This window comes from Bartonella sp. PS17NMGDW, from assembly GCF_042193555.1.
Classification (GTDB): Bacteria; Pseudomonadota; Alphaproteobacteria; order Rhizobiales; family Rhizobiaceae; genus Bartonella; species Bartonella grahamii.
Genome location: NZ_JBHILY010000003.1, coordinates 87,739 through 93,311, shown reverse-complemented (window position 1 = coordinate 93,311; position 5,573 = coordinate 87,739). Strand labels below are relative to the sequence as shown.

Genomic DNA, 5,573 nt, shown 5'->3' with positions numbered 1-5,573 from the left:
TTTTCGTGGTTCTTAAAAGAGCGGGCATGAGATAAAAAATGCGTTTTTCATAAAAAAAGGAAGAGCAATGAAGGGGAAAAATTCAGCATTTTATAATGGACTGCGCCATTTTTTCGAGAAAGATTATTTTTCTGTGCAAGAGCATGTTGTCATTTGTTTCCTCTCCCTCATTATTGAGCTATGGAACAGGATTTTCTTTCTCTCATCTTTGGGTAGCAAAGAGAACTTGACAGGGTGGTGGGATACACCTCTTTTTCTCTCTCTGTATGCGTTTTGGAAAGTTATTACAGTGTGTGTTTGGGTCTTGTTCCCAGTTATGTTTATACTCTGCTTCATATTGCGGCGTTTGTTGGTAAAAAATATTCGGAAATTGAAAGGAATAGATCAGCAACGGGGTAAAATAACCGATCAAAAGGATCGATATAAAGAAAGTGTGAAGTGGAAAATGGACGATATTCTTGTTACAATATTCAGTTTCGTGCTTGTGTTCGTGACAGTGTGGTTTGCTGCTATTCCCGTGGGGATTTTACAACTTTATTATGGTGTCTTTAAGCAGGTGAGAAAGTATCGTAGAATGAGACGGCTACTAAAACGTAAGATAAAGAGAGTGACAAGGCGCTTTTGTAGCTATCGTGAGGGGGAAGAGACAATGTTTAGAAGCTCGTGACATAGAGAAGAGGGGATGGTTGGAAAATCATCAGGCAAAGAAGAGAGTCTATTTTCTTTTGTAATGAGGAGGCTGCTCTTCATCATTTGGAAGAGCAACCGCGCTTTTAGAAAGTTTGGGTTTTTTGTTGAAAATAAGGGAAGCGCCATGCATCGCACTTTTCGTGGTTCTTAAAAGAGCGGGCATGAGATAAAAAAATGCGTTTTTCATAAAAAAAGGAAGAGCAATGAAGGGGAAAAATTCAGCATTTTATTTAGCATTTTATAATGAACTACGCTATTTTTCTGGGAAAGATTATTTTTCTGTGCGAGAGTGTGTTGTCATTTGGTTCCTCTCGCTCATTATTGAGTTGTGCAACAGGATTTTATTTTTCCCATCCTTGGGTAGCCAAGAGAACTTGACAGGGTGGCAGGATACACCCCTTTTTCTCTCTCTGTGTGCGTTTTGGCAAGTTATTACAGTGTGTGTTTGGGTCTTGTTTCCAGTTCTGTACATACTCTTCATAACATTGTGGCTTTTGTTGAGAAAAAATACTCAAAAATTGAAAGAAATAAACCAGCAACGGGGTAAAATAACCGATCAAAAGGATTGGTATAAAAAAGGCGATAGAGAAAAATGGAGTGATATTCTTGTTACAATATTCGGTCTCGTGCTTCTGTTCGTGACACTGTGGGTTGCTTGTATTCCTATGATGATTTTACAACTTTATTATGGTGTCTTTAAGCAGGTGAGAACGTATTGCTGCTTAAGAAAAGAACTGAAAAACGTCTTGCAAGAACAGGATACAGCGTTTGAGAAGTCATGAGAGGGAAAAATAATGAAGAAATTATGAGAGATTCAGCCTTTATAGGGATTTCTCTCTATACCATTTTGCCTCTGATATGTTTTGGTGCTCTTTCATGGGTTGTCCGTAAATATTGCTCTAAGGAGCAGTGTTGAGGGTGGCATTGAGTGAAAGAAAAGCCGATTATGGATCAGTGTTGATTAAAGGAAATAAGAGCCCGTGGGGTTTAGAGCCTAGAGTGAGCGCTTGGGACTTACTTCATCGTTTGAAATGTGAGGAAGGGGGAACGGTTTTTCTAGCAGGTGATCGTGGTATATGGGTTGTTTTCGTATTTTTAGGTGCCTTGTTCATTCAAGCTTTGAAATGAATTCTATTGAAGTGGGGCTGCAGGGTGATTTTCTTGAAAATAGGAGAATTTTTGGGAAAAAAGCTGAATTGTGGCTATCGGTTACAGATTGGCCGGTTTGAAAATCTTCACTGTTTGAGGTGTGAGGAAGGTAAGAGGGTAGCAAGGTACCACGAATATTATTATTTTTATTATGACGCAAACCATAATGGCCTGTGTACTTTTCTTTATTCCGGTGGTATTTGGGTTTTGCATCATCATAATGCGTAAATTGGAAAAAAGATCTAGAAACGAGAAGAGGCAATCTCTGTGTGATAGCAAATAAGCTCTCTGTCGCACGGGTCTTTTCAAAGAGTGAGAGGGGAATACATGAAGGAGCAAAATTGGGCATCAGAGCAAGAAACGCATAAAGGAGCGCATTCTTTTTCGCTCCAGCAAGTGTTGCTCTCAGCAAAGGATTATAAAATTATCTTTGCTATTGCTGTTCTCATTATCATGTGGAAAATGGTTATAGAAATACCAGGTGTATTGAATTGGCAGCTGACAGGGTGGCAATATGTTGTGCATGCCGTTCTCTTTAAAACAACGGACATCATAACGGTTTGTGTTATTATTTTTATTCCGGTGATGTTATGGCTTCGCACCAAAGTGACGTGTGAGTTGCGAAAAAATATTCAGAAACTAGAAGAAGCAATCTCGGTGCGAGAGCACATAAGCTCTCTGTCGCACGGGCTTTTTTAAAGACTGAGAGGGGAAAAATGAACAGTGATCCTATAGCGGTACGTGTCTTGGATCCCGGGTTTTGGATATTTATTGCTATTTGCATGATCATTATCATGCTTATTTTAGCTCTTTATACCTCTGTCTTCAAACGGATGAAAATGAATTTCCAAGTGAAAGGCGAGCTGGAAAGAGTGCTTAAAGAAAATGATCTTGCAACGCAGCAGTTTTGGAAAGATGAAGCCGTGGTGCAGAAGAGGCGTTTACAACTAAAGGAAAAAGAGTTCTCTGCCGATTATGATGATGATGAAATTCTCACGATAGAAAGTGCAACAGGGCTTTTAAAAAGCTTGGGATGGTCGGTGGAAATCGAGGGAAAGGGAGATTATTTGGCAACCCTCTTTTTACCAGATCGTGAAGTGCAGTTTCTCTATAACGAGCAACGAGTGGAAGAGTTTTCGCCCTTTGATCGCGGACTTTTAATTATGAGCGGTATTTTTGCGGCGGCTTGTCAGACGATTAATCCTCATAATTCTGGGGTTGTGCCAACAGTATTTATGAATTTTGTACCCAATGGATTGGAAATTTTTGAAGAAAAAGTGAGCGCCCAGCGTTTAAAGAAAGCACTCGATAAAACTTTAAAATGGACAATGGAAAGTGATTCTTTGCATGAAATGTTTCGCTCTCAATATGGTATTCCTCCTTGGGAAAAAGACTCTTTATCTTGGGCACCGGATGATGACATAGAGCTTGCACCTTATGCTTTGCTGCATCTTGCTGCTCTTGCCTTACTGGGTGATGTTGAGACTTTAGCTTCTTATGATGAAAGTTTTACGGCAGGGGAGAAGCTTGGCTTTGATGAAACCATTGAAAAAGTTCATTTGGAACGCGCTTTAATGATCGCTCAAGAAGTGAAAAGGGAAGCAAAGTTCAGTTACGATCTGCTGGAACGGGTTGCTGAGAAGTGGTCTATAGCCATGGACTATCAGCTTTTTAGAGTGAGATCTCCTAATACGTGTAATCAAAAACGCGCTTTTCATAAAAAATTAGTCGAGGAGAAAAAACAAGAATTAAGGGAACAAGGATTTGAAGGGGTGAGTGATGAACAGCTCGTGATTGAAGCAGAGGGGGTAAAACATGCTCCTGATATTACTTATATCAAAGATGGTGAAATCGCATTTATGGATATAAAAATTGATTAGTTTATTCTCCTGTTGAAGAAAAGTACCCTTATTTGAAAGAAGAAAAGCGCCATGATTGAGGCGCTTTCAGACCTTTCATACCAGAGCAAAATAAAGTGCTCGAAAAATCAAGAATAATAGCCAAGATTTTAAAAAATAGACTGAAAATGGCTTGATCCTCAAGAATAGGGGAGAAAAATTGATTATAAATTCTGCTATCTTCTTAAAGACGGTTCCTTTGTTTTGTTAGAAAATGCTCATAAATTATCGCTTATTCAAGTGCTATGAGGGGGAAGTCCATTGACTAAAGCGCCTATGGAGGGAAGCTCTGTCGACTAAAGCGCTGTGGGGTGAGCTTAAAAGGAGAGTCCTCATTATTTGAGATGTGAGGAAGGGTAGAAAATGTCATTTTTGAGTAGTGTTAAGCTTTTTTACCTTTGAGGTGTTTTGGTGCTCTTTTATGGGTTGTCCGTAAATATTGCTCTAAGGAGCAGTGTTGAAGATGGCATTGAGTGGAAGAAAAGCCGATTATGGATTAGTATTGATTAAAGGGAATAAGAGCCCATGGGATTTAGAGCCTAGAGTGAGCGCTTGGGACTTACTTTATCGTTTGAAATTGCGAGGAAGTTCAAAGAATGGTTTTGCTTGTAGGGGGGCGCGGTATATGGGTTGTTTTCGTATTTTTAGGAGCCTTGTTCATTCAAGCTTTGAAATGAATCCTATTGAAGTGGGGTTGCAGGGTCATTTTCTTGAAAATAGGAGAATTTTTTGGAAGAACAAGAAGAACAAAAGGATTGTGGACCCTCATTGACTAAAGCGCTATGGGGAAGTCCGTTGACTAAAGCGCCTATGGGGGGGGAGCTTAAGGGAAAAGCCCTCATTATTTGAGATGTGGGACAAGTAAAAAATGTCATTTTTGAAGGCGGTGATATTGAACAAATAAAAACACAATAAAAATTAAATTAAAACATCGGAAAAATTAAACTAAAAAAGGCCCCATTTTAAAAGGGCCTTTTTATTTAAATTTTACAATACACACAAAATGTATATAACCTTATTTTAAGAAATTTTTGTATCTTATACTCTAGCGGAAACCAGTTGTATAAAATATATAATAATTGATCCTAAAAAACCAGCTATTGCATTCAATAAACTTCTTCCTTTTTCGTATATATCGTTTATTGATGCTTGTTCTGAGGCGCTTCTATTACTGACTCTCAGTATATTCAATGTATCCGATGTGTCCCTTACTTGTTTAACAAACTGTAAATTTGTTTTCTCAATAGTATAAGGTGCAACAATAGGAGAGGGTTCTTTATTGACTATACGATCAGATTTTTGAATCGCGAGAGCTAAACCACTTGTAATTGCCCCCGCTATGAAAAAATATCTGATATTCATAGTTTTTTCTCCTATATTTATTTCGATAAATAAATATCGATATGTATCATACATAAATTCGATTTAAATAACTATAGTAAAAATACAACAGTCATAAAAAAGAATAAAGTTTGTCTATATTTTGACAAAATTTACCCTTAATTGCCTTAATGAATTCTTTCAGATTCGATTTTATGAAGGCGTAAAAAAGTTTGAAAGCTCTGTAGGCAAGTGGAATCCCATAAGGTGGGTGATACAATAGTTGCTAGCAAACTTCTTTTTTGTGCCTTTGACTAAGGATTCATAAAATGAGGGTTCATAAGAATGAAATACGATGAAAGTTGAGTAAAACCCGTTGAGGGGAAGGATGCACTCTTTTTGAGGGCGGAGTGCATCCTCTACAGTTTGGATACTTGCCTTATGAGGGTTGGGCAGTATCCGTTGAGGGGAAGGATGCACTCTTTATGAGGGCGGAGTGCATCCTCTACAGTTTGG

Annotated in this window: 7 protein-coding genes; 6 read left to right on the top strand and 1 reads right to left on the bottom strand. The window is 38.4% G+C overall.

All coding sequences use genetic code 11. The features are described 5' to 3' along the window. The first annotated feature begins 67 nt into the window (after positions 1 to 67). The 6 genes from ACFIJK_RS03065 to ACFIJK_RS03040 all read left to right on the top strand — a co-directional run bounded on the left by ACFIJK_RS03065 (position 68) and on the right by ACFIJK_RS03040 (position 4,509). Positions 68 to 667 carry a hypothetical protein gene (locus ACFIJK_RS03065; RefSeq protein WP_375626416.1) on the top strand — a complete coding sequence of 200 codons (600 nt, stop codon included), beginning with the start codon at positions 68 to 70 and terminating at the stop codon, positions 665 to 667. Positions 668 to 893: 226 nt separating this feature from the next. Continuing rightward, a complete protein-coding gene (locus ACFIJK_RS03060; RefSeq protein WP_375626414.1) occupies positions 894 to 1,472 on the top strand; it encodes a hypothetical protein in 579 nt (192 codons plus the stop codon). Between the two features lie 136 nt (positions 1,473 to 1,608). Beyond that, the gene (locus ACFIJK_RS03055) at positions 1,609 to 1,818 is read left to right on the top strand and encodes a hypothetical protein (protein WP_375626413.1); all 210 of its coding nucleotides are present in this window, start codon (positions 1,609 to 1,611) and stop codon (positions 1,816 to 1,818) included. Positions 1,819 to 2,166: 348 nt separating this feature from the next. Next, entirely contained in the window at positions 2,167 to 2,538 is a 372-nt protein-coding gene (locus ACFIJK_RS03050) for a hypothetical protein (RefSeq protein ID WP_375626411.1), read from the top strand. Positions 2,539 to 2,555: 17 nt separating this feature from the next. Then, entirely contained in the window at positions 2,556 to 3,719 is a 1,164-nt protein-coding gene (locus ACFIJK_RS03045) for a DUF6990 domain-containing protein (protein WP_375626409.1), read from the top strand. A 481-nt stretch (positions 3,720 to 4,200) separates the two neighbouring features. Next, a complete protein-coding gene (locus ACFIJK_RS03040; protein WP_375625338.1) occupies positions 4,201 to 4,509 on the top strand; it encodes a hypothetical protein in 309 nt (102 codons plus the stop codon). Between the two features lie 266 nt (positions 4,510 to 4,775). Here the strand turns inward: ACFIJK_RS03040 and ACFIJK_RS03035 are convergent, their stop codons facing one another. After that, entirely contained in the window at positions 4,776 to 5,099 is a 324-nt protein-coding gene (locus tag ACFIJK_RS03035; RefSeq protein ID WP_375626407.1) for a hypothetical protein, read from the bottom strand. Positions 5,100 to 5,573: the final 474 nt, after the last annotated feature.